25 protein-coding genes are annotated in these 26,808 nt (G+C 35.6%); all 25 read right to left on the bottom strand.

Annotation, left to right across the window (positions count from 1 at the left end; genetic code table 11):
• Window positions 1-6: 6 nt before the first annotated feature.
• Window positions 7-603, bottom strand: a complete 597-nt coding sequence (locus ACESQI_RS11610; RefSeq protein ID WP_195660689.1) for an MBL fold metallo-hydrolase — start codon at window positions 601-603, stop codon at window positions 7-9.
• The gene (locus tag ACESQI_RS11605) at window positions 604-1,365 is read right to left on the bottom strand and encodes an SDR family NAD(P)-dependent oxidoreductase (protein ID WP_195660688.1); all 762 of its coding nucleotides are present in this window, start codon (window positions 1,363-1,365) and stop codon (window positions 604-606) included.
• Window positions 1,362-2,423: a 3-oxoacyl-ACP synthase III family protein gene (locus ACESQI_RS11600; RefSeq protein WP_195660687.1), complete on the bottom strand. Its 1,062-nt coding sequence runs from the start codon at window positions 2,421-2,423 to the stop codon at window positions 1,362-1,364. The genes ACESQI_RS11605 and ACESQI_RS11600 overlap by 4 nt, the downstream gene beginning before the upstream one ends.
• A gap of 2 nt (window positions 2,424-2,425) precedes the next feature.
• Window positions 2,426-2,647: an acyl carrier protein gene (locus ACESQI_RS11595; protein WP_195660686.1), complete on the bottom strand. Its 222-nt coding sequence runs from the start codon at window positions 2,645-2,647 to the stop codon at window positions 2,426-2,428.
• Window positions 2,648-2,668: 21 nt separating this feature from the next.
• Window positions 2,669-3,313 (bottom strand): serine acetyltransferase, encoded by a 645-nt coding sequence (locus tag ACESQI_RS11590; RefSeq protein ID WP_195660685.1) that lies wholly within the window; start codon window positions 3,311-3,313, stop codon window positions 2,669-2,671.
• 3 nt (window positions 3,314-3,316) lie between these two features.
• Window positions 3,317-3,925 (bottom strand): sugar transferase, encoded by a 609-nt coding sequence (locus ACESQI_RS11585; RefSeq protein WP_234130317.1) that lies wholly within the window; start codon window positions 3,923-3,925, stop codon window positions 3,317-3,319.
• Window positions 3,918-5,036 carry a glycosyltransferase family 4 protein gene (locus ACESQI_RS11580; protein ID WP_195660683.1) on the bottom strand — a complete coding sequence of 373 codons (1,119 nt, stop codon included), beginning with the start codon at window positions 5,034-5,036 and terminating at the stop codon, window positions 3,918-3,920. The genes ACESQI_RS11585 and ACESQI_RS11580 overlap by 8 nt, the downstream gene beginning before the upstream one ends.
• The gene (locus ACESQI_RS11575) at window positions 5,033-6,175 is read right to left on the bottom strand and encodes a hypothetical protein (RefSeq protein WP_195660682.1); all 1,143 of its coding nucleotides are present in this window, start codon (window positions 6,173-6,175) and stop codon (window positions 5,033-5,035) included. The genes ACESQI_RS11580 and ACESQI_RS11575 overlap by 4 nt, the downstream gene beginning before the upstream one ends.
• 2 nt (window positions 6,176-6,177) lie before the next feature.
• Window positions 6,178-7,389 carry a glycosyltransferase family 4 protein gene (locus ACESQI_RS11570; protein WP_373126124.1) on the bottom strand — a complete coding sequence of 404 codons (1,212 nt, stop codon included), beginning with the start codon at window positions 7,387-7,389 and terminating at the stop codon, window positions 6,178-6,180.
• A gap of 2 nt (window positions 7,390-7,391) precedes the next feature.
• A complete protein-coding gene (locus ACESQI_RS11565) occupies window positions 7,392-8,507 on the bottom strand; it encodes a polysaccharide pyruvyl transferase family protein (protein ID WP_195660680.1) in 1,116 nt (371 codons plus the stop codon).
• The gene (locus tag ACESQI_RS11560; RefSeq protein ID WP_195660679.1) at window positions 8,504-9,679 is read right to left on the bottom strand and encodes a Coenzyme F420 hydrogenase/dehydrogenase, beta subunit C-terminal domain; all 1,176 of its coding nucleotides are present in this window, start codon (window positions 9,677-9,679) and stop codon (window positions 8,504-8,506) included. Before ACESQI_RS11560 ends, ACESQI_RS11565 begins: the two co-directional genes overlap by 4 nt.
• A 9-nt stretch (window positions 9,680-9,688) precedes the next feature.
• Window positions 9,689-10,855 carry a glycosyltransferase gene (locus ACESQI_RS11555; protein ID WP_229127648.1) on the bottom strand — a complete coding sequence of 389 codons (1,167 nt, stop codon included), beginning with the start codon at window positions 10,853-10,855 and terminating at the stop codon, window positions 9,689-9,691.
• Window positions 10,856-10,859: 4 nt separating this feature from the next.
• Window positions 10,860-11,420, bottom strand: coding sequence for a serine acetyltransferase (locus tag ACESQI_RS11550; RefSeq protein ID WP_195660678.1), 561 nt, complete (start codon window positions 11,418-11,420; stop codon window positions 10,860-10,862).
• Window positions 11,407-12,549 (bottom strand): hypothetical protein, encoded by a 1,143-nt coding sequence (locus tag ACESQI_RS11545; protein ID WP_195660677.1) that lies wholly within the window; start codon window positions 12,547-12,549, stop codon window positions 11,407-11,409. The genes ACESQI_RS11550 and ACESQI_RS11545 overlap by 14 nt, the downstream gene beginning before the upstream one ends.
• Window positions 12,539-13,591, bottom strand: a complete 1,053-nt coding sequence (locus ACESQI_RS11540; RefSeq protein WP_195660676.1) for a glycosyltransferase — start codon at window positions 13,589-13,591, stop codon at window positions 12,539-12,541. Before ACESQI_RS11540 ends, ACESQI_RS11545 begins: the two co-directional genes overlap by 11 nt.
• A gap of 7 nt (window positions 13,592-13,598) precedes the next feature.
• Window positions 13,599-14,738, bottom strand: coding sequence for a polysaccharide deacetylase family protein (locus tag ACESQI_RS11535; RefSeq protein ID WP_195660675.1), 1,140 nt, complete (start codon window positions 14,736-14,738; stop codon window positions 13,599-13,601).
• A 4-nt stretch (window positions 14,739-14,742) separates the two neighbouring features.
• Window positions 14,743-16,095 carry a phenylacetate--CoA ligase family protein gene (locus ACESQI_RS11530; protein WP_195660674.1) on the bottom strand — a complete coding sequence of 451 codons (1,353 nt, stop codon included), beginning with the start codon at window positions 16,093-16,095 and terminating at the stop codon, window positions 14,743-14,745.
• Between the two features lie 2 nt (window positions 16,096-16,097).
• The gene (locus ACESQI_RS11525; RefSeq protein ID WP_195660673.1) at window positions 16,098-17,432 is read right to left on the bottom strand and encodes a hypothetical protein; all 1,335 of its coding nucleotides are present in this window, start codon (window positions 17,430-17,432) and stop codon (window positions 16,098-16,100) included.
• Window positions 17,432-18,565 (bottom strand): glycosyltransferase family 4 protein, encoded by a 1,134-nt coding sequence (locus tag ACESQI_RS11520; RefSeq protein WP_195660672.1) that lies wholly within the window; start codon window positions 18,563-18,565, stop codon window positions 17,432-17,434. The genes ACESQI_RS11525 and ACESQI_RS11520 overlap by 1 nt, the downstream gene beginning before the upstream one ends.
• Window positions 18,558-19,670 carry a polysaccharide pyruvyl transferase family protein gene (locus tag ACESQI_RS11515; RefSeq protein WP_195660671.1) on the bottom strand — a complete coding sequence of 371 codons (1,113 nt, stop codon included), beginning with the start codon at window positions 19,668-19,670 and terminating at the stop codon, window positions 18,558-18,560. The genes ACESQI_RS11520 and ACESQI_RS11515 overlap by 8 nt, the downstream gene beginning before the upstream one ends.
• Entirely contained in the window at window positions 19,667-20,866 is a 1,200-nt protein-coding gene (locus tag ACESQI_RS11510; protein ID WP_195660670.1) for a Coenzyme F420 hydrogenase/dehydrogenase, beta subunit C-terminal domain, read from the bottom strand. Before ACESQI_RS11510 ends, ACESQI_RS11515 begins: the two co-directional genes overlap by 4 nt.
• A gap of 21 nt (window positions 20,867-20,887) precedes the next feature.
• Window positions 20,888-22,423, bottom strand: a complete 1,536-nt coding sequence (locus tag ACESQI_RS11505; protein ID WP_195660669.1) for an oligosaccharide flippase family protein — start codon at window positions 22,421-22,423, stop codon at window positions 20,888-20,890.
• 73 nt (window positions 22,424-22,496) lie between these two features.
• Window positions 22,497-23,759, bottom strand: coding sequence for a nucleotide sugar dehydrogenase (locus tag ACESQI_RS11500; protein ID WP_195660668.1), 1,263 nt, complete (start codon window positions 23,757-23,759; stop codon window positions 22,497-22,499).
• A 28-nt stretch (window positions 23,760-23,787) separates the two neighbouring features.
• On the bottom strand, window positions 23,788-24,759 hold the full coding sequence (locus ACESQI_RS11495; protein ID WP_195660667.1) for an SDR family oxidoreductase: 972 nt from the start codon (window positions 24,757-24,759) through the stop codon (window positions 23,788-23,790).
• 56 nt (window positions 24,760-24,815) lie between these two features.
• Window positions 24,816-26,756: a polysaccharide biosynthesis protein gene (locus ACESQI_RS11490; RefSeq protein WP_373126119.1), complete on the bottom strand. Its 1,941-nt coding sequence runs from the start codon at window positions 26,754-26,756 to the stop codon at window positions 24,816-24,818.
• Window positions 26,757-26,808 lie beyond the last annotated feature (52 nt).

The following is a 26,808-nucleotide window of genomic DNA, read 5'->3' as shown; positions in this document are numbered from 1 at the left end:
TACATCTTAATGATTTACAATTTCAACATTCCCATGACCAGGAAAAATTTTCATAATGCCAGGGAGATTTAATATAATTTCTACAGATTTTATCGCTTCAGATCGATTACTTTTAGGGAAAGTTGTTACCACTTTTTTGCCTGGTATATAGGCATCACCAGTAAATAAACAATCAGTAACTTCAAAAGTCAAACAGCTCCAGTCATGTCCCGGTGTTTTGATTATATGCAACCGGACATCAGGCCACAAATCTACAGTCTGCTTATTCCTTACAATATCTACGTTATTCCCTGCATATACAAATGAACAGTGATGGTACTTAGAAAAATTCCATTTTTCAGAATATAATCCTTCCGCTCCTTCCGGAGAGGTAAAAACTCTAATATCTGGATAATGTTGATATAAAGTATTTAATCCGTATATGTGATCAAAATGAGTATGTGTCAAAAATACCCCTTTCAATGTCTTCGAATATTTTTCTATCCATTCGATCACAAGATTCGTATCTCCGGCATCAACCAGCCATACTTCATCATAACGAGGATCATACAATATGTAAGTATTTGAAGCATATATGGTATTTATTATCCGTTCTACTTTCATTTATCGGGCAGTATATCCTCCGTCAACACATAAATCTATACCGGTTACCCACCTTGAAGCATCCGACAAAAGATAAATACATGCATTAGCTATATCTTCCGTTTCACCCAATCCTAAAAGATGTTGTTGTTCCACAACCGCCCTTCTCTCAGGATCTGCAATGTGGGGTAAATTGCAATTAATAGGAGTAATAACAACCCCTGGAGAAATTGTATTAACACGAATTCTTTTGGGGGCTAATTCACAAGCCAATGAGCGTGCGCCAGAAACCAATGCACCTTTCGTCATTCCATACAAAGACTTTCCACTTTCACCCACTTTTCCCATCACAGAAGAGAAAAAGACAATACTACCTCCTTCTTTGGAGAAATACCCCATTTTACATACTTCTTTTGTCAAATTATATGCCGAAAAAACATTCACTTTGAAAAAGTCTTGTAGTTTATCAGGAGTTACTAATTTCAAAGGTAAGGTAGTTGATATTCCTGCACAATGCAATACTCCATTAATTTTTCCGGCCTTATTTACAATATCTTTAACCGCCAATCCTACCTGAGCATATTCAGTCAAATCAACAGGTACCATCATATGTTTATCCGGATTTTCCATAGCTGACAAGGTTTCACATAACCGCTCTTCATTACGTGCCATCAGTACCACCGTTGCTCCCATCTGGCTACAACTTACAGCACATTGCCTACCTATACCGGACGAAGCTCCTGTGATACAAATTACCTTGTCTTTCAAGCTAAAAGGACTCATACTTCTACTATATCACTAATCTTACAGTCACAAAAATCAACAATTGCAGTAGCCCAAGTCATACCGACACCAAAAGCGCTCAACAACACCTTTTTATTACCACTGTTCAATTTGTCTTTAAGTTCACTCACAATGGTCAACGGAACAGAAACCGATGAAGTATTACCAAATTTAGCAATGGTAGAAGGAATCTTATCTGTATTCAGTTTCAGTTTTTTGGCAAGATAAGAATTGATAAAATTATTCGCCTGATGAAAGACCATATAATCAAACTCATCTTTATCAACTTCAGCATATGCAAGTAGTGCTTTAATATCTTTGGGGATTTCGCGAATTACAAAATTAAAGACATCCCCACCATGCATGTATCCCTGCTCTTCACTACGAATATTACCATATTCATCCACAACACGTTCCTGTACAGTCTCCACAGAGCTCATTTTTCTATATCCTCCTGCATCCACTTTTATAAGTCCTTCACGTGACCCGTCTGAGTTTAATGAGAAATAGCTTTTACCAAAACGTTCGTTTCTCTCTATCAAAGCAGCCACTCCTCCATCACCAAAAAGAAATGCAGTACGTCTGTCTTTAGGAGAATAAACCTTAGAACGTGTCTCCCCATCCAGAATCAAAGCTTTTCGCAATCCCTTTTGTTGCATCAAGGCATATACCACACTCATACCATACATAAACGCCGAACACCCCAAATTTATATCAAACGCAATCGTTGAGTTGGGTAACTGTAACCGATCCTGCAAAATCACAGAAGTAGCCGGCATTCTATAATCAGGGGTTTGAGATATAAATACAAGTAAATCTATTTCTGATCTATCGATATTATTATCAGCAATCAATTTCTCAGCCGCAGCATAACACAAGTCAGAAGAGCAGGTATTCTCATCAGCAAACCGACGTTCCAATATTCCCACTTTATCAACAACTTCTTTCACTTGATCAGCAGGAAAATACCGAGTATACTCATAGTTATTAATCACAGTACGAGGTACAGCTGCTGCCAGCGCAGTGATACCTACTCCTTCGTATTGTAAGAAAGCCATTATTATTTTTTTATTGTAGCGTTATACAAATCTTGAATTGTCTGTAGCTTACGAAAATCCGCTTCTTCTATTTGGCAATCATATTCTTCATCCAACATGGCAATAACAGATAAATAAGCTAACGAGCTCCACTCCTCATATTCACGAAATTTATCACCCATGTTTATTTCACGATCTTCAATTTCCAAAACCTCTTTAATTAATTCTATAAATTTCTCTTCCATAAAGTTTATATTATTGATTAGTTATTGTATTTTCATCATTTTTGCCGGATTACCGAAATAACTCATACCATCTTTTGTTTTTCTCATAACAACGCTTCCGGCCCCTATCCGCACATTACTACCTATAGTTAATCCTTGTAAGACAGTACATCTGACTCCCAGGAAATTAGCATTACCAATATTTGTTTCACCGGATATTCGAACCTCCGGTTGCATCATATTATAATCTCCGATTGTGACATCGTGTCCTAATGAAATACAGCCATTCATTAAATTAAAATCTCCGATACGTATACCACAGCTTATTCTCCCCCCGAATGCAATCACGTTTCCTTGTCCCATACAAACAGACTCTTTATCAAAGAACAAGACATTAGGAGCTACAATATTCGGAAAATGGATATGAGGGTTATGTATATTACCGATAAGATTCTGTAACACAACCGGTGATGCAATGGCCATCACAATAGCTAATGGTTTATTATATTGGTTCACTGTTTCCAGATTCCCCAAAACCTCACCATATTTATTAGTCTCACCGATTGCATGACCATCATCAAAATAACCTATAAAATTCCATGTTGGAGCAGTCTGATTAATCGCATTAATTATACACGCTATTTCACGCCCGAACCCTCCAAACCCATAAATTGCAATATCTCTCATATTTTAATTATTACCATTAAAAGGCTCCATGGTAGCTTGTCCTTGTTGAGAAATCCCCTCTCTCACAAATACTTTCTTTATTGTTTTTAAAATTATACATAAATCCAACCAGAATGAACAATGATCCACATACCAGACATCGAACTCAAACTTTTTTGTCCAACTGATCGCATTGCGGCCGTTCACCTGCGCCCATCCTGTGATACCCGGTCTGACTTCATGTCTACGTGCCTGTTCTTTTGAATATAACGAAAGATAGCGAACCAATAGTGGCCGAGGACCTATTAATGCCATATCCCCTTTTAAGACATTGATCAATTGAGGAAGTTCATCAATGGATGTGGAACGAACCAGTTTACCAACTTTGGTTATTCGTTGAGCATCCGGTAATAATTTTCCACTTATATCTCGTTCGTCCGTCATTGTTTTAAATTTGATTACTTTAAAAATTTTCCCGTTTTTTCCCGGACGTTCCTGAAAGAAAAATGCTCCGGCACCTTTATTGGCAAAATGAAGCCAGATACCCATTATTAACAGAAAAGGCCAAATGACAAAAAGGACAAAGAGGACTAATGTGAAATCAATTATACGCTTAAAACCATTTTTATACATAGTTTTGTGCATTTTGGTATGTAAAATCTTTCGCTGCATTACATGAATTGTCACTCAAACGCTTTTGTAGTTCCATATTATTTTTTAAGGTTAAAATATAATCAGCCATTAAGCGGACTTCACTCTTATCAAAACAAGTGCCATTGTCATAATGAGATACTAAATATGCCAACTCCGAACATTTGGGAGCAATACACAATAACGGTGCTCCTACAGCTAATAAATTGTACGTTTTACTAGGTACACTCACTTGTGCTGTTTCATCATTCAAGGTTACTACTCCTACATCGGCAGCAGCCAATGAATAAGGTAAAGTATCTCTATCCTGCCATGTAAAGAAACAACATGAAGACAATCCATACTCTTTGGTCATCTTAATCAAAGTTTCTTTCTTTTTCCCTTCCCCAATTATTAAAAATCGAATATCAACTTCGTTTTTAAGTAAACGTGCAACTTCTATCAAACACTCTACATTATGCGTGTATCCGATATTTCCAGAGTATAAAACGATAAACTTCCCATCCAAAGAATGTCTCTGTATAAATCGATTATCACTTTTCTTAATAGGACGAAATTTCACAGATGCAGCCCAATTGGGAATCACCCGAATCTGATCTTTATTAACATATTTCTCTAAAACTTTTCCCATACCCTCACTTAATGTGACCACTTTCAAAGCTCTGGAGAATATAATTCGGTTCCATCCAGCCCACTGTTTGTATAACCAATTATTTTCTTTTACTCCTATATTCCGTAATGCATCTGGATATATGTCATACACAATCACCGAAAAAGGGCGACGAAGCAGTAAGGGTAACAAATAACACATAGGTGGATTAGTAACATATACTATTTCATATCCTCTATATTTAAATAAGAGTTTAAAAAAAATCTGTATGGTTCCCCAACACCATGTGAAAAGTCTTTTTAAAAAGGATTCTCTGTTATATGCTATTATTTTATCGACTTTTACTATATCCTTCAGAGAACGTTCTGTCATCTTAATACTGCCTGCTATTAAAGAAACACTATCATATCTATCTGCATAAGCATTAACAATATCAATCATTAAATATCCTGTACTCTGATTGATTAGAACCATTTTTTTCATTTCTGCCCCGAAGCTATTAAATCTCCCAATTCACTTGATGTCATAAACTCTATATCCGGCCATCTTTTGAGCATTCTGACCAATAATTCTTCTAACTTCTTTAACGATTTTTCTCTGTTTTCCGGATGTAAAAAGCCTATATAATTCACACGATGAGAACTGATAGTAGCAGGTTTATGCCATAAAAATGCGACTTCCATCTCTTTCAAGCAATTTCCTACCCAATCCGTATTAGCTGGACTCTCCATACTGGAAGGCTCAAAAAAACAATTACGTGTCAAATAAATCTGCCCTAACCTATTCTTCTGCCCCAAAAAACGTATATTCTTTTTAAATTGCCCATTACCTAAAGGTTCCATCTGAATTTTTCCTGAATTAATATATCTTACCCCGTTATCAAACAGAACTCTTTCCAATGAATTATTAAAAGGTCCATTAGTAGGAACAAAATACTTCGAACGATAACCATATAGTCTCTCAAATAGATCCAATCCTGTATTTAAAACCTCCTCCATATAAGGAAGATCATCTATCGTATCCAAATCGAATGCCGCTTGAAATTTAGGTATTGGTTCTTCATTAATTCCATTATAGATTCCTGTAACTCCATTTTCAAAAGCAAGTAAGGTAGAACGATGCCCACTTCTTAAAGCACGTAGCCAACGCTGTACATTCAAGTGTTCACGCCCATGAAAAATAGGTACAAACAATCGTTTTTCAATACCTTCTTTCCATAATTCGTATACCCTGTCATGGGCTGGATACCGTTTTAAAGTTTCCGTATAAGGTTCATAAAAATATTCCGTATATCCCGTTTCTTTAATTCGTTCAAATACCGGATTGGCAACAACGTTTACTCCTGTCATTACCGGTGCCTTCCCATTCTTATCTTTAAAATTAGATAACGTTTCAAACAAACACTCCAAGTCACGATTACTTTCCAGTGAATCATATAAATTATAATGATTGCGGTCCTCTCTCATTCCTGCCTTTAATAATTTTTTAAAAGCTTCTAAAGAAGACATCCGGATGCTACCCCAGTCGTCAGATTCAATGACGACAATTTTTCTATTTGTACGCCATCCCGGTATATTACTGGCATGTACCGACAATAAAGATTTCCATGTATTTCTATACATAATTATAATAAAGATTTGTACAGTTCTATATAATCCTGATAACGTTCTTCTTTATTAAAAAGAATTTCGGCACGTTGCCTGCAACAAGTCTGATAACATACGCTATCCCTGCTTAAAATCTCTGATATTGCTTGATATAAAGCTGAAATATTCCCTTTTTCAACCACTCGTCCTGTATCTTGCGAGATAGCTTCCGGACTTCCCCCGGTTTGATATGTAACCACAGGAGTCCCACAGGCCAAAGCCTCTATATTAGTTGTAGGGAAATTATCTACCCAAGTAGGATTAACAAAAACATCTGCCATTGAATATAGTGCAGCTAACTCATTCACATTTTCTGTTCGATTAATCCCTATTATTCCTTTTGGCAAGCTTCGAATTTGTCCTGAACTTAATCCTACCAATACAATCTGTTCGTTTTTTGCCAACAATTGGCTTAGTTGAATGAAATCAGTAAGCCCTTTTCTACGATCCCATGTACTGGCTACTCCTAAAATGATTTTATTATTGACATTTAAGCCATACTTTATTTTTATATTTTCAGAAGCTACAGGGTTAAAAATGGCTAAATCCACTCCATTATGAATCACCCTCACCGGATACACACTCAAAAAAGAACGCTTAACAATATTCTTTAACCAATGGGACGGGGTCACAAAAGTTATATTATCAACAGATGTAAAAGTTTGCTTTTTCCTAGCAAAATTATCTTTCGACCTGTCTACGAACATGGTAGTAGGATACCCTTTCAAATTTGGACACTTATGGCATTCCATTTCCCACTTATTACAGTTCACATAATCAAAATAGGAACAATGTCCGGTCATTGGCCAGCAATCATGTAATGTCCAGACTACCGGTATTTTTGTCTGAGATAAATAACGAAATAATATTTCTACATTCAAATAATAACCGTGCAAATTATGAAAATGAACAATATCCGGACTTATTCTTTCCAGTTCAGCAATAAACTTTTTGGTTGCACAAGTCGAAGAAAAACCATGTCTGTCCCATAATCGAGTAGCCAAAACATGACATTTCACATCCCAACCATCTCCTATACGGATAAGAGTAGATTGACTATCTCTAGCTATCCTGCCGTAAGCAATATAACTCTCCATCCCATTACTAATGGCAGTTCTACCGATTTCTTCTGCAATACGTCCGGTACTACCAGTATTCACGGTAGTATTTAGTTGCAATATTTTTCGCATATTCAAGATATAGATCGTAACAAAATTTCCTTTGAAAAAGTAATATTCCTTTCAAGATTTCTTTTCACTGATTGATAATCTATATCCTCATCCATTCGTTCAAAAGAAGTATCATCTTCAATGACTCTGTTCTCCAAGCCTACCATATCCAACAAAGAATCCATTCTTGAATTAACACAATCTTTACGTTTAAATACCCAAAAGGGTATTTCATAAATAATTGAAAACGCAGTTCCATGAAAAGAATTGGAAATAAAACACTTTGCATTTCTTATCCAATTCAAAAAAGCTTCCGGACCTGCATTATTTATATTCTTATCCGCATATCGATGTGGAATAAAATCATTAATCGAATATATTTTCACTTTGTGCTTTCGGGCATACTCTTGAGCAAAAACTTTTATTAAAGGATTATTCCCAAAATCATAAACTAAGATATAATCCTCATCCAATGTTTTCGATTCAGCTATTGAATTCCACTTTTCTTTATCTAACAAAAAAACAGGATCTACTACTTGCTTGGATACGATACCAAGTCTAGAAAGAATTTCGACTCCATGTTTTTCTCTTACAGTAATCAACTCAAAATTTTCAAGCATTTGTTTCACAAACAGTTCATATCCTTTTTCAATATGATCCATACCAAAACTGGCAGCATACGACATCTTTTTAGCCTTCCCCCGTACAAATCCTAAATAATTTGCAGGATCTTTACCATTCGCATGATTAGAATTCCAAACTTGATCACTTCCTACTATGAAAACATCAGCACATAACTCTGCATCTTCTTTCAAAGCATCATAAGAAAAATATTTCTTTTTTGTAAGACATAAATATTTCAAAGTAAATGAATCAAATGCTTTTTTTCTTTCATATGTATAGAATCTTTTAGGAGCTAATAATAAACAGACTAAAAACTTTAGAATAAAGAAATTCCCCCATTTATACTTCGCATCCATATACCAAAAATTATATCGAGCATTAGCATAGCTGGGTTTATAATCAATTACCTGTACCTCACAGCCTCTTTCTTGTAAATATTTCATCAAAGCATATGCTTGTAAAGAAGCACCGTAATTATATACATCATGAGATGTTATAGTTTTAATTCTTTTCATTTAGCAATCATCCGTTTAATCTTATTAAAAACTCTTTTAGGAATCATTAATACTTTATATGGTTTCAAATAATAAGAATAAATCTCATGAAGTTCCTTGTCACTCTTTAGAGCCTTAAGCACATATGGATAAATAAAAGGACGACTAACTTTTTTCCTCATTTGCCCTTCCAGCACAACCGAAACTACTTCCTTTTTTAAAACACAGGTTTCTTGAAGTTTAGTAATAACTCTTCTCCCTTTATCCGTAAAAACAAGAATACCGTTAACCCCTTTGTCATTCTTCTTATACACGTTTCCCCACAAATCTCCTATACGAATATCTGCGGATGACGAAAGAGCTTTATACTTACATTTACTATAACAAGCTTTCCCCAAACAACTGTTTCCTAAAAAAAATTTATAAAAAAGATCTCCATCTGTCAATTTAGAAAAATAAGTAAATTGTCTGATTCCATTATTTTCATTTCCATCATACAGATTAATTCCCATAGCCCATGAGTCGTGCCAACCATCATTCTTATTTCTCCAAGAAACATCTTTAATTATATCTACCGAGTTCTTTACAAAATCCAGATATTTTTTCCATAATAACATAGATGGAACACCATGACAGAAAAAATCCATTAAAACAAAATGCTCCTCTATCTTTCTTCTTCGTATATATTTGCGTATAGAATCTATTTGACAAGGAGTACCTGTTACAAAATAATTATCATCACGGTTAATCACAGAAAATGCATCCAATGTATAGCTAGGTATATATTTAGAGCCAACACTTGCTGAAAACTCCTCTATATTTTCAGCCATAAAATGTTCCGCTCTATCCAAATCAACATTATATTTTACACCACATGCCTTATAGCCACCTGCCAATAATATTCTACCTATTTCATAAGCAATACCTCCTGTAGAACACCTGTTCAATACAGCTTCATCTTTACTCCATCCGGCATAAGCCTCTATTTCATTTGAAGATAATGTTATTTCATCATTAAGATATGCACAAACAGCCAAACATTGAGAACAATTTATACATTTGTCCAATTCGCTTATATGAGGTTCATAAAATCCGTTCTCATTTAATCGGATAGCGATAATTTGTTTAGGGCATGAGATAGCACAGACACCACACCCATAACAACCTTTCACAAAAGATATATTTGTAAACATCAAAAAATATTATATATATTTACTCACAACATATTCTGGAAGAATATTTTTTTCAAAAAGGAATGGAACTTTTTTAAAAGATTCGTTCAGTATCACCCTCAATGCTTCAGACAAATTTTTTATATCTGTATCATATTCTTCAATCAATTTAAAAGAATTATTTGATGTAATTATTCCTTTTCCTGCAATATATATTCCATTTAAATCAGAAGAATAGTCTCCTTCACAACTAAGAATCTCCCAAACACCTTCAGAAGAATTTGTCGTAATTACAGGAGTATTCAATAACATAGACTCAATTATAACTCCAGGAAGTCCTTCACTATACGAGCATGAAACCAATACTTTTGCATGCCTCATATATTTATATGGATTATTTTGTCTTCCCCAATAATGAACCCGCTCTCCAATACCAGCATTGATGGCTTCCTCATGTAAACTACTCCAAAGATGATCTACATCCTGCCCTATATATACTAACTGCATATAAGGAAATAACTCTTTTTGCCTTATAAAAGCCTGCAATATTCTGTCAGGTGCTTTATTTTTATCTAATCGACCACAATATAATATAACAGGATATTTGAATACCTCCTGTTCCATCTCAGATAGTTTCTCTAAAGATTTATTTACAATATTTTCTTTGTCATGAATGTTGTAAACAACCTTTACTTGCTGTAGATTAATAGAAGAAAAAGAATTAACTATCGAATTTCGTACTTCATTACTCACACAATACAGATAATCTAAATGCGGATATATATAATGGTAAATAAATAATGTTATCAAATATTCGATTTTTCCTTTTTCTTTCACTTGTGTATGCGGAGAATGGAAAATACCAATTTTAGTTTCCTTTCCCCCTGCAAGGACATTTACAGTTGAGCAACTAAATAAAGTAGATATTGTTACATCTGGAGAAAACTCCTTCTTTATTTTTCTCAACCACTTCCTTTCTATAAAAGGCATAATAAAACGTCTCAAGCCATGATTTCCTCCTTTTATGCAATATTCACAATGTTCCAATTCATCATAACCATTCTCAAACTTATGAATCATGACACATTTTACCTCCGTAGTAGCACTTTTTAATAAAGATTTATACAAATTTAAAGAGCATAAACCAATTGTTCCACGATTATAAGGAATAACAAGAAGTATTTTTTTCTTTATCATTATATCAATTGGAGTTTACTTTCACACCATTTCTCTTAATAATTTTTGCAGGAATTCCAGAAACGACACAATTATCTGGTATATCTTTCACCACTACCGAATTCGGAGCTATAATCACGTTATTCCCAATAGAAACTTTACCTATAATCTTTGCTCCTAAAGCAATCTCTACATTATCCCCAATGGTTGGTACGTTATCAAAAGTGTGTTTCGTTCCTATTACTACCCCTGGAGTTATTATGCAATTCTTCCCTACTCGTGACCTTGCTACAACTATAAGAAAGCCAATATGAGGTATATACAAACCCGGTCCGCACGTATTTATACCGATCCTCATTTTTGTTCTAAAACATAAACGTCTATAATACCAAAAAGTATAATAATATTCTATCTTCTGAAAAATATTTTTCTTTATATTAGTTAAGTACTCCAAACGACGTAAAACTCTCAGATACTTCAACGTCTGATAATTCTCACTGAATATAAAACGGTCTATAAACCTTAAATGATAACGTTTTAAATCCTCGGCAAGGTAATACTTATAATCAACTTTATTCTTTATCATATTTACTCACTATATTTTTCCCCAACTCATCAGAAGATATAAATTCAACATCAGGCCATTTTTTCACAATCTCATTCAATAGCTTTTGAAATAGAATCAAATTTCTATCTCTATTTTGAATATCTATATTTCCAATAAAATTCAATCTATGTGAACTTATTACTGCTGCTTTTCCCCACCTAAAAGCAATATTAATTCGTGATAAGCACTCATCTACCACATCAAACTTATCCCTAAAATGAGAAGGCTCAAAAAAACAATTCCGCATTAAATATATCTGCCCCAAGTTATTCCTTTTTCCTTGATAATTATTTTTCTTAAAATAAAATTTTGTGCCCGAATCAAGAGGAATACGTTGTGATACTAATCCTTGAATATATCTAACCCCATTTGAGTTCAAACTTGATTCAATAAGAGGACTCCATGTATATGTAGTAGCAATAAAAGATTCCGAACGGTATCCAAATAAATTCTCAAATAAGTCCAAACCTTCTTTAATTATATTATCATATCGCCTAATATCATCCTTTTCTGCAGAATCAAATGCTCCCATATAATTACCTTGTATACTCTGATCCACTTTAGATGTCAACCCAAAAGTACCTAATTCAAATGCTCTTTTAGTTACAAGTTCTCTTCCTTCTCGAAGTACTGCAAGCCACTTCTCTACATTCAAATGTTCTCTCCCGTGAAACTGTGGATGAAAAATACCTTCTTTAATCCCTTCTTTCCATAAATCAAAGACATGCTCATGAGCAGGACTATTTGCCATAGTCACAGTAATTGGTTCATAAAAATACTCACAAAAATCAGTTTCCCGTATCTTTCTGAAATCAGGATTAGCTACTACTGCATCAGCTGTAAATACAGCATAATTACCATTTTTATCCTTAACAAAAGTCAATACATCAAACAATGCTTCCAGATCTTCCTTATTCGCTAAACTATCATATCGACAATAAGGATCATTATCTACCCTAATTCCTTCCTTTAAAAACTGATTATAAACGTCCTTAGATGGCATACGTATAGCCCCCCAATCATCCGATTCAATAACGACTAATTTGCGCTTAGTATACCATCCAGGGACATTCAAGAGGTTATGGGTTATCGTTTGCTTAAGACTCATTTGCTATTAGTTTATTTATTATTTGAACGCCTCTGCCAACAGAGTGATTCAGTTCGAAGTATGTAACAATGTTTTCTTGCTCAACACCTTCTATTACGTCTTTTCGAATCAGATCATTAAAATCCTCGATCGTTTCTGCTACAAAACCTAACCTGTATTTATCAATAATACCATTAGGATTTACCGTAGAAATCAAAGGAACATTGCAACTCAATGCTTGAAGGAAAGTATTCGGAAATCCCTCCTTCACAGAAGTACACAAAAGACAACGTGACTGTGCTACAAGTTTTGTAGTATCAAACAATGTCTTCGAACCAAGATAATCTACATTAGCCAATCGTTTGAATGTTCTGCACAACTCCACATAATTGCCTAATGATGCTCCAACTACAACAAACTTTTTGTCAGGATTCGCCTTGGCAATTTCAACAACCCACTCTGGTCTCTTAATTTCCCTAAAATTTCCTACCCAGATATAATCGTACTTCTTCTCTTGAGACAAGTTACCAAACATCTCACGATTCCATATATTTGATATTAGAGCGATGTTTTTAACGCCCAATTTGCTCGTTGCCATATCATACTGGTAATTGTTCTGGGCAATAACAAACTCAGCCTTCTTTATCAACTCAGGAAATCGCTTATCCCATCCAAAAGTTTCTGGATTCACATCCATATCACTCGCTATCATAAAAAGTAGTTTGATATTGAGCCTTTTTCTCATCCATTCCAAGAACTTAAGTTCTGAAGGTATTCCACGAAGAACCACTATATCAGGATTCGAGAATAAAAGAGACAATGGTTTAAACCAGTTCAGCAGAACCATCACCTTCCTGAGAAGTGGGAAAAAGCAAAAATGTATTCCCCACTCCTTTGGTGATACAATTCTATTTCGATAATATGAGAAGGTATATACCTTACAGTTCTTTGCGAAAGCTCGTACCCACATTGCCATCTGAACATCAGCACCTCCAGTAGCTACTGGAGGTTTACGATCATTCAGAATTGTATCTGTATAAATAGAATAAAAAAAGATTTTCATTCCTCTATTATTTAAAAAACATTTCATACACTTTCGAAAATATTCTGTGATAATAGAAAGCTATTTTTCGCGTTAAACAGCCATTAACATACTTATAGCTATTTACCAAGAACTTTTTATCCTTGCTAATGTATGGTGTTCCCTTATAATTGAATGCAACACTCCCCATTCCAAAGCGCTGAATACGCTTATATGTTTTAGTATTATCCAATAAGCGATGACGTTCTCTACTTGCTATTGTGGATGCTAAATAGCCTGTTTCCTCCGCTATACGTAGCGACACATCATTATATCCACCACCAGGCCAACAGAGGAAATCAACCTTCTTATTCAATTTACCCTCGAGTATGCGCTTACTTTCACATAACTCATAACGAAACCTCTCTTCCATCTCCTCGTCACTTTCAAAACATCCTGGGTACTTCTTTAAAAGCTCGTTAGCTCTTTGAATGAGTTCATCTCGATTGAGGTGAGCTTTATTATATAGTTCTACCACCTTTTCATTTAGGACTGGATCCGGGAAATACCTTCTAAGGCCAAGAGCACGATATTCTTTGAACATAGGAGTACCATACGGAACAAAGTCACGTTGGTCTTCTACCATCCAAAAGGTCTTTTTCTCTGGTTGTGCAATCCATGACATCCAGTACTGTTCTCTTTTTCCCTCATAAATATCATTCACCACATTCTCACAAAAATAAAAGCTATGAGTCATACTATGGGATTGGATATCTATATATTCTGTAGAGTCAAGGAATTTGATCTCATCCCAGTTCAAAAAGCCCAACTCGTCCTTATCCTTAGCCGAAAGATCTGGATAGTCACGTTTAATTCTGATACCAGAAGTAAGAGAGACAAACTCAGGGTTAACAAATATGGTTGCCTTCAAACCATACTTTTTAAGAATAGGGTAAGCCACGGTAAGATTGTCTAAGTAACCATCGTCAAAGGTCATCACAATTTCGTTACCTTTACTTCTTTCTGGGTTATTCTGTAAATCATACCACTCATCCAGAAACAAAGTAGGTATATGGTTGTCCGCTATATAACGGCAGAAATATTCAAAATGTACTCTTGAAGTTGACAACCAGTTCTGAAGCCATCCGGACTCTGAATTACCAAAAGAATGAAACATCAATACTTTCATACTATCATTTTTTTACTTTAGAGATTACAAACTTCATTTTTCCCGCTGATGTGGGTTTGATTTCAGAAATCTCTTCAAAGTCAAACCTACAAGAGTCACCAGCATATTGGTTGAGTGTTGATTTGAAGTAATCAATTGGGATACTATCAACAGAACCGTCCTTCTTGTATATGATGCGAATATAGTCCTCCTCCTCCTGAATAATCTGGAACTCCCTTATTCCTGGCTTAGAGCGCATGAGCAAGGTCCAGAACGTTCCCTCAACACTGTTACCGTTTGGGAATCTGATAATATCAAAGCTCCGGCCAAGAATCTCATCAACGACCTGGAGATTACGTCCACACTTGCATATTTTGCCCTTGGATACTTTCGCTCTATCGCCAATTTTATATCTTATCAGAGGCATTACGTAATTATGCAATCCTGTAATAACAATGTCGCCTTCGCCTTCTTCTATCGGATTTTCATTCTCGTCAATCACTTCGAAAATCACATTCTCCATATAAACGTGCAACCCCATGTGCTCGCTACAATCCTCGCCCATATTTGGGCAATCTCTTGCTCCATAGAAATCGAATGGAACTTTTCCGAAGACACGCTTGATAATTTCGGTCTGATAAGGATACAGCTTCTCTCCTGCAATATGAATTGCCTTTACATCAATACTAAGACTATTCTGTTCCAGCACAGTTGCAACTTTCTCAAGTATTGAAGGATAAGACTTCATAATAACATTACGACCATTAATTCTTCTATATATGTCGAGAATATCCGAATCAGAAAGATGATAACCGTTGATCGCAATTTGATTCTCAAGCTGAAAAAATCTCTTAAGTTGTTGCTTGAAGTTGTACTTTGGAAGGTCAAAAGCAGCTCCCCATATACAGCATTCTGTATCAAATGGCGAGCAGCCCATAATGCCATAACGTCGAAAATTCAATGCACATTGCCAGTTATCTGCCTGTCTGTCTGAATAGAAAAAAAAGTTATTTCCTGAAGTTCCACTGGTCGAATTATAAATGAAACGTTTTCTGTCCACATCGGATTGTAAGGCATCAAAGTTAGTACGAACAATATCTTTTGTAAGGATTGAAATCTTTTTCAAGTCATCGAATGTCTGGATGGAGTTGGCGCTTAGATTTAATCGTTTTGCCATATCCTTATAAAAAGGGATATGCTTTATGCTAAATGACCATAATTTAGAGAAATAATCCAGTTGCAGTTCCACTAACTTCTCACGACTATAAAACTGTGACTCCAAAAGAAAATCATAATATGCCATAACCTTAGATTCTGACAACTCCTTATGCTGAAGCCAAAACTTCTTCTCAAGCATATTCTGAATCAATTTTCCCATGACTAAATATTTTGAGTATGATAATCTTTATAAATACAAACTAGGAAAAGCAACGCAAAAGCTTCACCTATTTCACTATGGAAATACTCAGTAAACACGAAAGAACTTAGTATTGCCAAAATCAAATATTTATGTTCATATTTCAATATTCTGAAAAATCCGATAATAGATATTAACAGCAGAACCAACGGAAAAACCCCATTGTAATATATAGAGGTAAAAAACATGTTGTGAGGTACAAATGTAAAACCAAGTTCTTTCATGGCACCTGTTAAATAGTACATAGTATTCTTATTCATATAGTCGATGTATTCATACAAGATTGCAGCTCTACCTATCATATCGCTATCTCTGTTTATTTCATTGGAAATCTCGGAGAATCGTTCAAAGAGCATATCTATTCGTTCTGTAAAAGCGAAATACAACAAACCAAACGCAATTAGAATATAGAAAATATTTTTGGCACTTGACCTACCGCTAAATGAACTAAGAACATAAAAGAAAAGAACTATACCAATTGCACCAAACCCAGAACGTGACAATGTGGCTAAAGTAGATCCTAATAACAAAAAAGCAAAGAACAGACTAAACTTAATCTTTACTTCTGACATCACAATAAAGGCAAACACCATCGCCATATACGCAGCAAAAGTATTTGCACCTCCAGTCAGCGACCACAATGGAGTCATTCTGGAATTGGCTGTAATTGTACTCATATCCTCCAATTCATAGCAAGCAGTATTTATATTGAAAAAGAATGAAGGGAAAAATAGCCCTATTGACTGTATGAGACAGCTTCCGAGTATTGCATAGAAGAACGCTCTTTTCTCTATTGGAGAACCCACAAGCATGCGAATACACACAAGATATATGCTATAGTAATAAACAAAACCCTTAAAGAAAATTGAAACCGCATTGCCTATAGATCGAGTCTCATACCCCCGAAAATGCAATAACACACAACGAATAGAATGACCTACAGTGAATAGAAAGAGAAAAACACACAAATAACCTACATAATGTACCATTTTTCGTTGACCGCCATTCCGAGGGGAGAAGAGACTTTTGTTATTCAAGTATAGCAATATTACACCTATAGCAAATACTTCTTTTAATGAAATTACATCTACATAATATGAGAAAAAACCAGCAGGAAATATAACCAGCCACAAAAAAATAAAACCATCGACATCTCTCTTGGCTACATACTGAGCACAAAGTAAACCACCAATTGCCAAACCGGCAACTGGTACTCCAAATACTTGAGCTAAGATCAGAAGGCATACAACAAACATACCTGTAATAGACAGTTGCTGAACATTGATTATCTTTTCCATTACAATACACTGACTATGCCAGAAATCGCAGATTTATAACTGAATTTTGATTCATAAAAGTGCTTTGCATTCGTTACAATCTTGCAAGTATCTTCCACAGAATTATCTTCTTGCAACAATCTGGCGAGTGTAACAGAATCGTCTTTTTCAAACAAAAACCCTGTTTCCTTATCTTTAATTACCTTATTTATTCCATTTACATTTGTTCCATACGACAACACATTGTTGTCATACGCTTGCAATAAAGAAATAGGTGTTCCCTCAAACCATGAACAAATCACATACTTATCAGCCACAGCATAATATTTATTTACATCCTCATTACCAATATTACCCATAAATAAAATACGATCTTTATACTTATGTTTCTTGGCATCCTCCTCCATTTGCGCTCGCATAGGACCATCACCACAAAATACCAAGGCTGTATTATGTACCTTAACCCAACTCTCAGGCAAAGAGAAGAATGCATCCAGTAAAGTCCTTGGCGACTTCAGTTCCTTTATGGAACCCACGTATAGTATGACCGTCTGAAATTGGTCAAGTCCGAGTTCTCTTTTAAGGACGTCTTTCGTCTTGTTCGACTTTTTAAAGGGAACAATAGGCAAAGAAAGGGTTACAGCCTTGCCCGACCTCCTTTGATACTCTTCGCATATCTTTTCAGATACTCCAAGGATAGCGGAAGCTTTTTCAAACAATAACTTATGCAACCAGAATGGTTTCCATGGCTTCATTCCTCCTCCATGTATGTGAAGCACTATGCGGATTGAGAATATATAATGAAGTAGTAACAGGAGAACAATATCTGCAGTGCTCGTACTACTAACATAACTTGCATAAATAGACCTGACTTTCCTTAATCTTATTCGAGAACTGAGCAACATATTCAAAAAGTAAGAAATACCGCCTAAACCAAATCTTCTGAGTACAAATAGTTTGTCACTAAATACCAGAAAAGAATTGTCATGTCCTTTTACACTTTCTTTTGAAGTACAAAAAACATACTGTCTTGCAACATCAAAATTTTGGATATTATTTGCCAAGTGGTAATTGTAAACCTCTACACCACCTACACGTGCAGGATAAATCATTGGAAGATACACCAAGACCTTATTTTTAGTTACTTTATCCATCAATACTATTATTTAGATATTTCTTAGATTCTACAATCTTGGCACGTTTAATCATATTGACTTTCGAATAATCTATTTTAGGATACAACTTCTGCTCTGGATTGAACCTTGAATCAACTCCTACCAATGCAAGTAGTTCTGCCATTCGGTTGGAATTATTGGCCCCCTTATTGGAGAAAGTATACAACTCTTTTTCAAATATCAAAGAAAGAGCACTTGCATGGAATGATGTAGTTACCACATAGTCTGCATGAGCCAAGTATGACAAGAATTCAACAGGACCTGCATCATTGATATTTTTGTCAGCATATTGACGTTGTTTTCTATCATTCACAGAGATAATCTTATAACCAGTTTCTCCTGACAACCATTTTGCATAATCTGCTATATCAGTATTATTCTCAGACAAATCATAGACAATGATATAATCTTCCTCAAATTTTCTAATCGGTAGTTTTTGGATCCATTCCTGAGAAGTTAGTAGAAATACAGGATCCATAACCTGAACGCCATCAACACCACATTGATTTAGCAAGCCCACTCCCGATGATTCACGAACAGATAAGTAGTCAATCTTTTTCAACCACGAAGACACTTCTTTTAAGAACTCCTGATTTATCTGCGTAGAACCAAAACTCGCTGCATATGCAACCCTTCTCACACCTTTGGGAGCGAATTCCAGATAGAACGCAGGATCTTTTCCATTACTAAGAAAAGAATTCCAGATCTGGTCACTACCGGCAATTACACAATCGTATCCCGGATAATCATTTACAATTGCAACACAATCAGTATATAGTTTTGAGAGTTTCAGATACTGATGTTCAAACTCCCGGAACGGTTTAACGCGTTTGTATAATTGTTTGATATAATAGTTATATAGTGCAAATGGAAGAAATAAAACCTTACTTAACTTGAAAATCTTGTAGAAACGAGATTTGGGATTACGATACCAGAAATTGTATCTGTGGTTAAAATACTCAGGGATATAGTTAATCGTCTCCACGCTATGTCCACATTCCTGTAAATATGTACTAAGCGCAAATGCTTGAAGAGCTGCCCCATAATTAAAGACGGCGTGACATGTGATAACACCTATTTTCATATTTTGATCATTCTCTTTATCTTACTAATAATTCGATACATCAACTCACAGGTATTTACATAACCAACAATAAATCCGTATGGCGCATTATGTTTCAATAATGAGAACACCGCCTTTGATTCTTTAGATGCTTTTGCACATTCTTTAAGTTGCGATTCGGCCACGACTTCAATTCCGCATGGTTTAGTAGTTATGCAATCTAACTGTTTGATGATTTCTGAACCTTTCGATGTAAAAGCAACAACTCCACTAACACCTTCTTCATTATTCTTATAGGTATTTCCCCATAAATCACCAATTCGTATATCTGCAGCACATGAATCATACTTATATTTACAATCAGTCGTACACTGTGGTGCTAAACAATGATGTTTGAAGAAGAAATGATAAAAAACATCTCCATTTGTATTCTTTGACAGATAATCTCGTCCATTTAAGCCCCTGTTGTAAAAGGCTCTTATACTTAAAGATTTGTTTGCAGGAGAATCAATATCAATACAAATATTAAACGGTTTATGCCATCCTTCTGCTTTGTTACGCCAAAAAATGTGTTTGATAGGTCCGTACAAGTTACTTTTCACATTGTTGACATACTTATCCCAAAAGTCCATAGAGGGAACACCATGACAAAAGAAATCAACAAAAACAAAGTTTTCCGTAAGTTTTCGGCTATGAACATATCTTTTCATAGAATCCACTTGACAAGGCGTACCTATAAATAGATATTTGTCATACTCATTAATCAACTTTAATGCTCCTTCAGTATTACTTTGTATATACTTGGAACCAATACTATCATAAAGCTGATCTACGGTTTCGGCAATGTAGTGCTCTGCCCTGTTGTTGGATACATTATACCGAACGGCAATTACCTTATACCCTTTAGACAACAAATAACTAGCAATTTCAAAACCAATACCACCAGAAGAACAAATCTTTCTCACCTCATAGTCATTACTCCATGCAGCATAGGCCTCTATATTATGTGCAGATTGCATCACATCATTATAATTGAATGCACAACTCTTAAGACATAAGCCACATTCCGTACACTTCGATGGATTTTTGACAACTGGTTTATAAAATCCATCGACTAATTTCATGGAAATTAGTCGGTGTGAACATACCTTTGTGCATACACCACAGCCATAACAGTAATTGAATTTTTCGACATTACTACATTCTTTAACAATCATACTATTACTGCTCTTTATCAGTCAATCTTTAATGTGTAAAACATGCTTAATTTTACCAAATATCAATTTTCTTTCACTAATGGAACATCCAAGACACAATACTGTAATACAAGATGAAACAAACGAAACAATAGATGTCACTAAAAAATTCATTAAACCATCTGGCAAAATATGATATGAGATACTAGGTAAAACGCATGAAATAAGAGTTACAAGCAATACATTACATATTACTCGCTTAATAAAGGTACGACTAGACCAGAAAGGAAAGTTACCCTTCAACAAGTAAATACGTATAAATAGTACAATTATTGAAACTAATGCATTTGCAAAAGCAACAAAAGTAACAGGTAGGCCTATTTTCAACCCTAAATATGCAATCGGTATAACTAAAAGTATCGTTAATCCTACTATAATTTGATAGTTTCTAATATTACCATTTGCGGTTTTTGCTGTAACAATCGGTCGAGAAAGCGATTCTGCTAAAAGAAATACCAAAATCCAACGTACAAAGACAACAGTATAATCAGGAACAATCCCCAGCCATAGTTTTAAGATGTAGTGTGCGTTAAAAAATAATGGTAGTGCCAATACATACATCAAAAAATAAGAATACTTTGAACATGTAACAAGTAATTTCATTAACGATTCATATTCAGCTGCAGCATAACGTTTAGTAATTTGTGGATTAAACGCTTGAGTGAAATTCGTAACGAATGATGAAACAATATTACATATTGAATTAGCAATACCATTGGCAGCATTTACGATTGGACCTCCAAACGCATTTAATAGAAGATTAGCCCCTTGACTTCTTAGGACAATTGCAGAAGAACCAATAAAATTCCATCCAGCAAAACCAAACATTTGCTTAAACAATGTCCGATTAAAGATAAAGTGTAGTGTGCATTCTTGAAATTTTCGTTTACAATATATCAAATATATAATTTGGTTAATTGCACTTACAAAGAACAGAAGCATTGCATATGTAATTAACCTATCAATTGGAGAAACCATCACTGCATAACAAATCAACAACTTAAATCCAGCATCTAAAATTGAGATGTATGCATATACACCCATTTTTTCATTGGCAATAATCGAAGAAGAATATGGTGTGCTAATTACCGATAAAATGAAACTACATACGGAGAACTGAAAGCACCAAAAAGCAGCAGTTAATCGATCTGCGGGTATTACCATTTTATTGTACAAGTACCACAAACCAACAGTCTCTGTTGCTAGTACGATCAATACACCAAGTCCTAACATAACAAAAAAGGACATGGAAAATACTACCTTGAGCCTTTCTTTGTCTCCTGCCCCGTGTTCGTACATCAAAAAACGTATTACCGAGTTTTGAAGAGCACCAGATATTAGGGCAAACATAGAAACAAAACCACCAACAACATTATATACTCCGAAATCCTCCACTCCTAAAGCATTAAGAATTACTCTTGAAGTATATAATCCCACCAACATTGTGATAATCATACGAAAATACAATGCAGCAGCATTCTTTGCGATCTGTTTGTTATTGGTTTGAGTATCTGACATTTTGATTATATTATAAGCACTCTTATTTTTTTACACGCTTCAATATTATCAATTTTTCAACAACTTAATATTGTTATAATCTTCCATCAACCTTACAATCCAATGCCCATTTTACATCGTAAATAACACTGTTGCCTTTTCCTAAGGAAGGTACATCCAAAGTTTTAAAATCATTATGAGCAACAGCAAGAATAACCGCATCAAATTTATGCTTTGGTAATTCATTAATTATTTCAACATCGTATTCATGCTTTGCAATAGCTGGATTCGCCCAAGGGTCGTAAACGGTGATATTTACATTGTACTCCAGCAAGGCCTTGAAAATGTCCACCACTTTTGTATTACGGACATCCGGACAATTCTCCTTAAACGTAAAGCCGAGAATCAGAATATGGGAATTGAGTACCTGAATCCCTTTTTTCAACATCAATTTTATAACCTCATTCGCCACATATTCTCCCATACCGTCATTCATTCTTCTTCCGGCAAGAATAATTTCAGGATTGTAACCATAACGTTGTGCACACTGTGCTAAGTAGTAAGGATCAACCCCAATACAATGACCACCTACCAAGCCCGGCTTGAAAGGTAGAAAGTTCCACTTTGTAGATGCAGCTTCCAATACATCTTGGGTATCAATACCCATTTTATTAAAAATCTTGGATAGTTCATTTACAAAAGCAATATTGATATCACGTTGTGAATTCTCAATTACTTTAGCTGCTTCAGCAACTTTCATAGTAGGTGCCAAATGAGTACCTGCAGTAATTACGGATGCGTAGACTTCATTCACCTTTTTACCTATCTCAGGAGTAGAACCAGAAGTCACTTTTTTAATCTTCTCCACTGTATGGAGTTTATCACCCGGATTTATACGCTCAGGAGAATAACCTGCAAAGAAGTCAACATTAAACTTCAATCCGGACACTTTTTCTACCACTGGAATACATTCCTCCTCTGTTACACCCGGATAAACAGTTGATTCATAAACAACAATATCTCCCTTGGAAATGACCTTCCCCACAGTTGTGCTAGCAGCATAAAGAGGAGTCAGATCTGGATTATGATTTTCGTCAACCGGAGTAGGAACAGCCACTACATAAAAATTACAATCACGGATATCCTCAATATCAGCAGTACACTTAAATCCGTTGGCAATAGCCGATTGCAACAACTCATCAGATACTTCAAGTGTAGCATCGTGTCCTGCCATCAAAGCATCCACACGTGCCTGATTCATATCGAAACCAATAGTTTGATACTTAGTCGAAAAGAGACGAGCCAAAGGAAGCCCTACATAACCGAGACCGATTACGCAAATTCTTGTTTTATCCATAAATAATATAATGTTGTGTTTTATTAATTTAGATATTGTCCCAATACCATTTAACAGCCTCTTTCAGACCGTCGCGCATACTATATTGAGGATGATAGTTCAGAAGAGTTTTGGCTTTGTCTATACATGCTAAAGAGTGAGGGATGTCACCGATCCGATTGGGACCATGTAATATTTCAACATTGGCTATTTCCGGATCAAAATCACTTAGAAATTCTTTTAAATAATCCACCAGTTGATTTAAAGTGGTACGTTCGCCAAAAGCTGTATTGTATACCTGATTGACAGCATCCGGATTGGTAGTAGTCATGGCCAACATATTCATCTGAATAACATTATCAATATAAGTGAAGTCGCGGCTATACTCACCATCACCATTGATGATCGGACTTTCATGAGCCATAAGTTTTTTCACGAACAAAGGAATGACAGCAGCATATGCCCCAAAAGGATCTTGACGACGCCCGAACACATTAAAATAGCGCAAGCCAATACATTCCATCTCATATGTCTTGGAAAAAACATCGGCATAGAGTTCGTTTACATATTTAGTAATCGCATATGGAGAGAGAGGCTTTCCTATGACATCTTCAACCTTAGGTAATGACTTACTATCGCCATAAGTAGAAGAACTGGCTGCATATATAAAACGTTTTACTTTTGCGTCCCGTGCAGCAATTAGCACATTCAAGAAACCGGAAATATTAGTTTCATTTGTTGTGAGAGGATCTTTAATAGATCGAGGAACAGACCCCAAAGCAGCTTCATGTAATACATAATCAACTCCCTCAACGGCTTTTTGACAATCAGATAATTTACGAATATCTCCAACTATCAGCTTGAAACGATCAGGATATTGAGATAATAAAGGAAAAAGATTCTCTATCTTTCCTGTTGCAAAGTTATCCAGACAAACAACCTCATAATCATGAGCAAGTAAATACTCACAAAGATTGGAACCTATAAATCCGGCACCACCTGTTACTAAAACTTTTATCATAAAACTCTATTTACGTTTATTAGAAGAATCTAAACACATTACAGTGACATGACAAATCAATTCAAACAAATCTCCGCATTCTCTTTATCCAGTTTCTCATACACAGAATTATTCGACTTAAACTCAGGTACCACCTGTTTCATCAATCTCACCGTATCTTCAATCTTCACCGAGAGTGCCAACTCAGCCAGTTTATCATAAGAGGCAAGTATCTCATCCCGTTTGTATTCCCTCACTTTGGCTATACGTATTTTATAATGATCCGTCGGAACCGTATTCTCCTCATTACTCAAGACCTCTTCATAAAGCTTCTCACCGGGACGCAAACCGGTAAACTTTATTTTAATATCTTCGCCCGGAATGTATCCTGCAAGACGGATCATTTTCTCTGCCAAGTCTACAATCTTTACCGGTTCACCCATATCAAAAACAAATATCTGATTACCGGTACTCATTGTGGCTGCCTCCATTACCAAACGGCAAGCCTCGGGAATAGTCATAAAGAAACGGGTTATCTTGGGATCGGTAACGGTAACGGGGCCGCCTTCCTGTATCTGTTTTCTAAAATATGGAATCACACTGCCATTACTGCCAAGTACATTTCCAAACCGGGTAGTTACAAACTTCGTTTTTCCTTTCACCTGGCCATGTTCCATAGCAAGCCCTAAACTTTGTACATAAATCTCAGCCAGACGTTTGGAAGCTCCCATCACATTGGTTGGATTGACAGCCTTATCGGTGGAAATCATCACCATCTTCTCAACGCAATATTGTACACAGAAGTCGGCAACCAGGCGGGAACCAACTACATTGACCCGGACCGCTTCACAAGGATTCTCTTCCATCAAAGGAACATGTTTGTAGGCTGCCGCATGAAATACGACTTGTGGACGGAACCTCTCAAAAGCCATCTGAAGACGTTCTTTCTGGCGGACATCGCCAATAAAAGGAACAAATGTCAGTTCGGGGAAAAAGCGTTCTAATTCCAGACGGAGTTCGTGCATGGGAGTTTCAGCATTATCAAACAGAATCAATTGTTTAATCCCGAAGGTAGCCAACTGGTGGCATAATTCACTGCCAATACTACCGGCAGCTCCTGTAACCAAAATGGTTTTACCTGTAAAATTTTTAATAATTTCCAGCATGTTGATCTCGATCTCATCACGCCCCAATAAATCCTCTATCCGAATTTCTCTGATGACAGTTCTCTTCAAACCATCCCCCAAAACATCAATAGGAGGAGAAACATAGTTTTTCACATTATTATCCTGACAGAATTTCACCAAATGCCCCTGTTCCTTCTGAGCCTCTTCATACGAAGGAAAAATAATGCCGTTAATATTGTACTTTTCTACAAAGCATACAAAATTGGATTCATCTGCAAAATAATAGACCGGTGACTCTGACAAAGAGTAGGATTTGAGATTTTTATCAGGATTCACAAAACCGACTACATGAAAATGCTTACTCGTGTACATCCGTTTCTTGAGCGCAACGCTTTTATCACCGGTACCATATACCAACACTCTTGCTTTTCTGGAAGTAAACTGCAACACAGCAATATCATAGATCAAGATAAGCACTACGCGGGCACCCACTAAGATCCCTGTAGTTGTCAACAAATCGATAAAACAGCATACATACAAATACTTCTCCGGTAACCATGAACCAGTCAGAATAGCAACAATCAACAACGATAATTCTTTCAGCAGGATGGCTGTCTCAATTTTACCAACACTCTTTATCGATGCATGACGTATAATATTTCTGCTTACTCTCAGAAAATGAAAAATAAGGAAACTGATGATACCCGAACAAACCGAGATGGTTATGATAACGTCTTTTTCAATATTAGTGATAAAACTATTAACAAAAAGCAGAGTGATACATGTACCTGCAACAGATAACACCGTATCGGTAAACAAAACAGCCCGATAATTTACAAATCTCTTCTTTACAGACAGATTGTCAAAAATCTTAGAAATTATGCTTTTCACAATAAAGTTTTTTTTCAATTTCCTTTTATAGGAACAAAAGCCAAGAAATCAA

Source organism: Bacteroides sp. HPS0048 (genome assembly GCF_964240755.1).
GTDB lineage: Bacteria > Bacteroidota > Bacteroidia > Bacteroidales > Bacteroidaceae > Bacteroides > Bacteroides nordii.
The sequence above is the reverse complement of the archived record's forward strand: the minus strand, read 5'-3'. Positions and strand labels throughout refer to the sequence as shown.

Bases quoted from the DNA above. Each gene is read 5' to 3' on its own strand.
- ACESQI_RS11610 (WP_195660689.1), bottom strand. From the start codon at position 603: ATGAAAGTAGAACGGATAATAAATACCATATATGCTTCAAATACTTAC.
- ACESQI_RS11605 (WP_195660688.1), bottom strand. From the start codon at position 1,365: ATGAGTCCTTTTAGCTTGAAAGACAAGGTAATTTGTATCACAGGAGCT.
- ACESQI_RS11600 (WP_195660687.1), bottom strand. From the start codon at position 2,423: ATGGCTTTCTTACAATACGAAGGAGTAGGTATCACTGCGCTGGCAGCA.
- ACESQI_RS11595 (WP_195660686.1), bottom strand. From the start codon at position 2,647: ATGGAAGAGAAATTTATAGAATTAATTAAAGAGGTTTTGGAAATTGAA.
- ACESQI_RS11590 (WP_195660685.1), bottom strand. From the start codon at position 3,313: ATGAGAGATATTGCAATTTATGGGTTTGGAGGGTTCGGGCGTGAAATA.
- ACESQI_RS11585 (WP_234130317.1), bottom strand. From the start codon at position 3,925: ATGTATAAAAATGGTTTTAAGCGTATAATTGATTTCACATTAGTCCTC.
- ACESQI_RS11580 (WP_195660683.1), bottom strand. From the start codon at position 5,036: ATGAAAAAAATGGTTCTAATCAATCAGAGTACAGGATATTTAATGATT.
- ACESQI_RS11575 (WP_195660682.1), bottom strand. From the start codon at position 6,175: ATGTATAGAAATACATGGAAATCTTTATTGTCGGTACATGCCAGTAAT.
- ACESQI_RS11570 (WP_373126124.1), bottom strand. From the start codon at position 7,389: ATGCGAAAAATATTGCAACTAAATACTACCGTGAATACTGGTAGTACC.
- ACESQI_RS11565 (WP_195660680.1), bottom strand. From the start codon at position 8,507: ATGAAAAGAATTAAAACTATAACATCTCATGATGTATATAATTACGGT.
- ACESQI_RS11560 (WP_195660679.1), bottom strand. From the start codon at position 9,679: ATGTTTACAAATATATCTTTTGTGAAAGGTTGTTATGGGTGTGGTGTC.
- ACESQI_RS11555 (WP_229127648.1), bottom strand. From the start codon at position 10,855: ATGATAAAGAAAAAAATACTTCTTGTTATTCCTTATAATCGTGGAACA.
- ACESQI_RS11550 (WP_195660678.1), bottom strand. From the start codon at position 11,420: ATGATAAAGAATAAAGTTGATTATAAGTATTACCTTGCCGAGGATTTA.
- ACESQI_RS11545 (WP_195660677.1), bottom strand. From the start codon at position 12,549: ATGAGTCTTAAGCAAACGATAACCCATAACCTCTTGAATGTCCCTGGA.
- ACESQI_RS11540 (WP_195660676.1), bottom strand. From the start codon at position 13,591: ATGAAAATCTTTTTTTATTCTATTTATACAGATACAATTCTGAATGAT.
- ACESQI_RS11535 (WP_195660675.1), bottom strand. From the start codon at position 14,738: ATGAAAGTATTGATGTTTCATTCTTTTGGTAATTCAGAGTCCGGATGG.
- ACESQI_RS11530 (WP_195660674.1), bottom strand. From the start codon at position 16,095: ATGGGAAAATTGATTCAGAATATGCTTGAGAAGAAGTTTTGGCTTCAG.
- ACESQI_RS11525 (WP_195660673.1), bottom strand. From the start codon at position 17,432: ATGGAAAAGATAATCAATGTTCAGCAACTGTCTATTACAGGTATGTTT.
- ACESQI_RS11520 (WP_195660672.1), bottom strand. From the start codon at position 18,565: ATGGATAAAGTAACTAAAAATAAGGTCTTGGTGTATCTTCCAATGATT.
- ACESQI_RS11515 (WP_195660671.1), bottom strand. From the start codon at position 19,670: ATGAAAATAGGTGTTATCACATGTCACGCCGTCTTTAATTATGGGGCA.
- ACESQI_RS11510 (WP_195660670.1), bottom strand. From the start codon at position 20,866: ATGATTGTTAAAGAATGTAGTAATGTCGAAAAATTCAATTACTGTTAT.
- ACESQI_RS11505 (WP_195660669.1), bottom strand. From the start codon at position 22,423: ATGTCAGATACTCAAACCAATAACAAACAGATCGCAAAGAATGCTGCT.
- ACESQI_RS11500 (WP_195660668.1), bottom strand. From the start codon at position 23,759: ATGGATAAAACAAGAATTTGCGTAATCGGTCTCGGTTATGTAGGGCTT.
- ACESQI_RS11495 (WP_195660667.1), bottom strand. From the start codon at position 24,759: ATGATAAAAGTTTTAGTAACAGGTGGTGCCGGATTTATAGGTTCCAAT.